Source organism: Mesorhizobium sp. M7A.F.Ca.ET.027.03.2.1 (assembly GCF_003999175.1).
In the GTDB taxonomy this organism is placed as follows: Bacteria; Pseudomonadota; Alphaproteobacteria; order Rhizobiales; family Rhizobiaceae; genus Mesorhizobium.
In genome coordinates this window covers 1-3,817 of record NZ_RZOM01000595.1, presented here as the reverse complement: position 1 = coordinate 3,817, position 3,817 = coordinate 1, and the positions used below count along the sequence as shown (strand labels likewise).

General features: G+C 63.2%; 4 protein-coding genes. 1 reads left to right on the top strand and 3 read right to left on the bottom strand.

The window, feature by feature from the left end; genetic code table 11:
* The coding region (locus EN750_RS22985) for a helix-turn-helix domain-containing protein (RefSeq protein WP_145967844.1) at nt 1-235 on the bottom strand (235 nt) is incomplete at its 3' end.
* A gap of 121 nt (nt 236-356) precedes the next feature.
* Between EN750_RS22985 and EN750_RS22980 the strand changes: the two genes are divergently transcribed.
* The gene (locus tag EN750_RS22980) at nt 357-1,580 is read left to right on the top strand and encodes an MFS transporter (RefSeq protein ID WP_127397741.1); all 1,224 of its coding nucleotides are present in this window, start codon (nt 357-359) and stop codon (nt 1,578-1,580) included.
* Nucleotides 1,581-1,728: 148 nt separating this feature from the next.
* Here EN750_RS22980 and ribB read toward each other — a convergent pair whose 3' ends face one another.
* Both ribB and aroC read right to left on the bottom strand, forming a co-directional pair.
* A complete protein-coding gene (gene ribB / locus EN750_RS22975) occupies nt 1,729-2,829 on the bottom strand; it encodes a 3,4-dihydroxy-2-butanone-4-phosphate synthase (RefSeq protein WP_127397740.1) in 1,101 nt (366 codons plus the stop codon).
* A gap of 142 nt (nt 2,830-2,971) precedes the next feature.
* Nucleotides 2,972-3,817, bottom strand: an 846-nt coding sequence (gene aroC / locus EN750_RS22970) for a chorismate synthase (RefSeq protein ID WP_127397739.1), incomplete at its 5' end; no start/stop codon positions are given.

The following is a 3,817-nucleotide window of genomic DNA, read 5'->3' as shown; positions in this document are numbered from 1 at the left end:
ACGCAACCTCATTGATGCGCGCCGCCATCTCGCCGTCAATCTGGGCTATGACCGCCTGCAACAGCCCCTTCTTGTCGCCGAAATGATGATAGAGCGCGCCGCGCGTCAGCCCGGCCGAAGCGGTGAAATCATCCATCGAGGCTTCCGCATAGCCTGTTGTGCCAAAGGCGTGGCGGGCCGCCGCGATCAGCTTGGCGCGCGTCTCGGCGATCATCTCCTTGCGGGGTTTGTGCATGTGTCCTGGACCTATTCACATACGCTTCGTATGCCAATTGACATACGCGGCGTATGCTCTATCTAATAATCATACGCTCCGTATGTAATTGTCCAATCGTCCTTTGTCGAGGAACCAACCGATGCAAAATCCCTATGCGGAAATCTTTCGTGCCCCCGGCGCCAAGGGCTTCGCGGCCGCCGGCTTCCTAGCGCGCCTGCCGATCGCCATGGCGCCCATCGGCATCGTGGCGATGCTGTCGCAGACGCGTGGCGAATACTGGCTGGCCGGAGCCGTCTCGGCGACATACGCGCTGGCCAACGCCTTCGTCGCGCCGCAGGTATCGAGACTGGTGGACCGCCTGGGCCAGACACGAATCGTGGTGCCCACCACCATCATCGCGGTGCTGGCTTTCGCGGTCCTGATAGCGGCGGCCAACCAGGACTGGCCGGTTTGGACGCTGTTCGTATCGGCACTGCTGGCCGCCGCCATGCCAAGCATACCTGCGATGGTGCGCGCGCGCTGGACGGAGATTTTCCGGGGGCGGCCGCAGATGAACACCGCATTCGCCTTCGAGTCCGTGGCCGATGAACTGGTCTATATCGCCGGGGCATCGCTATCGGTCGGCCTGAGTGCCGCCCTGTTCCCGGAAGCCGGCGTTCTGGTGAGCACATTATTTCTCGCATTCGGATCAGCGGCCTTCATCCTGCAACGCTCGACCGAGCCCCGGGTGCGGCCGGTCGACCATAACTCAAGCGGCTCGGCGATCCGCCTGCGGCCGGTTCAGATCATCACCCTCGCCCTGATCTTCATCGGCGCAACCTTCGCGACGACGGAAGTGACCACCGTGGCGATCACCAAGGAGCTTGGCCAACCGGGCGCCGCCAGCCTTGTCATCGGCGTTTATGCGCTGGGATCGTTCGTGCTCGGCATCATCGTCGGCGCGCTCAGCCTGAAGGCGCCGCTGCAACGCCAGTTGGCCATCGCAGTCGCCCTCGTCGCGCTCGGCACGCTGTTGCCGCTCGCCGCCGACACCGTGCCGCTGCTGGCGCTGACCGTGTTCATCAGCGGGGTGGCGATCTCGCCGACCTTCATCACCGCGTTCGGCCTGATCGAGCGGCATGTGCCGGAAGCGATGCTGACCGAAGGCATCACCTGGGTCATGACCGGCATCGGCATCGGCATGGCGCTGGGCTCGTTCGCGGCCGGCGCGATGGTGGATGCGTTCGGCGCCCAGAGCGGGTTCTGGGTGTCGGTGGCTTCAGGCACGATCGCACTGGCCACGGTGCTGCTCGGCCAACGCAGCCTTGCCACGACTGAGTGCGAGATGGACGGATGCGAAGCAGCCGCCGTTCCGGCCGAGTGACCGCCAGGATATGTTGAGATTCAGGTCAGGCCGAGTCGAAAATGATGGATTTCGAGAACCGGAGCGCAGCGGACTCTCCGGTCCGTGAGCACCGGAAGCGCAGAAAGCCGTCATTTGCAGGCCGGCCTCACCTGAATATCGATACATCCTAGAGGATCTCGGTCTTGGCGATGTGGATGCCAAAACCTTCGAGGCCGACATAGTGGCGTTCGCGCGAGGCGATCAGGTTGATCGAGGAGATGCCTAGATCCTTGAGGATCTGCGCGCCGAGCCCGATCTCGCGCCACTCGTTTTCGCGGCGGCGGGCCTCTTCGTGATCCTCGCGGTCGCCGCTTGCCGGTCGTTTGCGCTCCTGATGCGCAACGCCGACGGAGCCTTCTCTGAGATAGACGATGACACCGCGCCTGCGCTCGCCCATCGATTTCATGATGGCGTCGAGCCGGTGGCTGGTGCCGAACACATCGGTCGCCACATCCTCCGAATGCAGGCGCACCGGGACCTCCTCGCCGTCACGAATGTCGCCGAAGACGATGGCGACGTGGTGCATGGAGTCCCACGGCAGCGTGTAGGTGAAGACCTGCGCCTTGCCGCCGAGCGTGTCGATTTCCGAACAAGCGACGCGTTCGACCAGAGTTTCCTTACGTTGCCGGTAGGCGATGAGGTCGGCGACCGAAACCTGCTTCAGCCCATGCTCCTCGGCGAAAGCCTGCACCTGCGGGCCGCGCTTGACGGTGCCGTCATCATTGACCAGCTCGGAAATGACGCCGACCGGCGGCAGGCCGGCGAGCTTGCACAGATCGACCGCTGCTTCGGTATGGCCGGAGCGCATCAGCACGCCGCCTTCGCGCGCGATCAGCGGGAAGATGTGGCCGGGGCGGACGAAATCCGAGCCACCGACATTGCCGTTGGCAAGATTGCGTACGGTCAAAGTGCGATCTTCGGCCGAGATGCCGGTCGTGGTGCCATGCTTGAAATCGACGCTGACGGTGAAAGCGGTGGTGTGGGCGGAATCGTTGTCGGCGACCATGGGCGCAAGGTTCAGCCGCTTGGCTTCTTCGCGCGGCATCGGCGTACAGACGATGCCGGAGGTGTGGCGAACGATGAACGCCATCTTTTCGGGCGTGCAGTGGACAGCGGCGACGATCAGATCGCCCTCGTTTTCACGCCCGTCATCATCCATAACGACGACGATCTCGCCGCGTTCGAAAGCACGCAGGGCTTCGACGATTTTCTTCTGGTCGTAAGGCATGGGTACTCGCTTCGCTCGCAGGGGAATAAGGGAGTAGGGCAGTACGGGAGTAGGGAAAAGCAAAAAGATTGGCCGGCCGGGCTAAGAGCGCAACATATTCCCCTATTCCCTTATTCCCCTATTCCCTTATTCCCCTATTCCCCTATTCCCTTCCCGTCTGTCCCCGATGCCGCAGATAATGATCGGCGATAGCACAGGCAACCATTGCTTCGCCGATCGGCACGGCGCGGATGCCAACGCATGGATCGTGGCGGCCCTTGGTCATGATCTCGACGTCCCTGCCGTCCTTGTCGATAGACTTTCGCGGCGTCAGGATCGACGAGGTCGGCTTGACGGCGAAACGGGCGACGATCGCCTGGCCGGTCGAGATGCCACCGAGGATGCCGCCCGCATTGTTGGACAGGAACACCGGCTTGCCGTCATTGCCGATGCGCATCTCGTCGGCATTCTGTTCGCCGGTGATGCGGGCGGCCTCGAAGCCGTTGCCGATCTCGACGCCCTTGACCGCGTTGATCGACATCAGGCCGGAGGCGATGTCCTGATCGAGCTTGGCATAGATCGGCGCGCCGAGGCCTGGCGGAACGCCGTCGGCGACGATCTCGATCACCGCCCCGACCGAGGAGCCCGCCTTGCGGATGCCGTCGAGATACTGGGTGAAGACGGGTACGGAGGCCGGATCGGGGGTGAAGAACGGATTTTCGGCATCGCCGATGAAATTCCAGTTCCAGTTGGCGCGGTCTATGGATTTTTCGCCCATCGACACCAGCGCGCCGCGCACCACAACGCCCGGAACCACTTTGCGCGCCAAGGCACCGGCCGCCACCCTGGCTGCCGTCTCGCGGGCCGAGGAGCGGCCGCCACCGCGATAATCGCGCACGCCGTATTTGACCTCATAGGTGTAGTCGGCATGGCCCGGCCGGTATTGGCGGGCGATCTCGCCATAATCCTTTGAACGCTGGTCGACATTCTCGATCAGCATCGACACCGG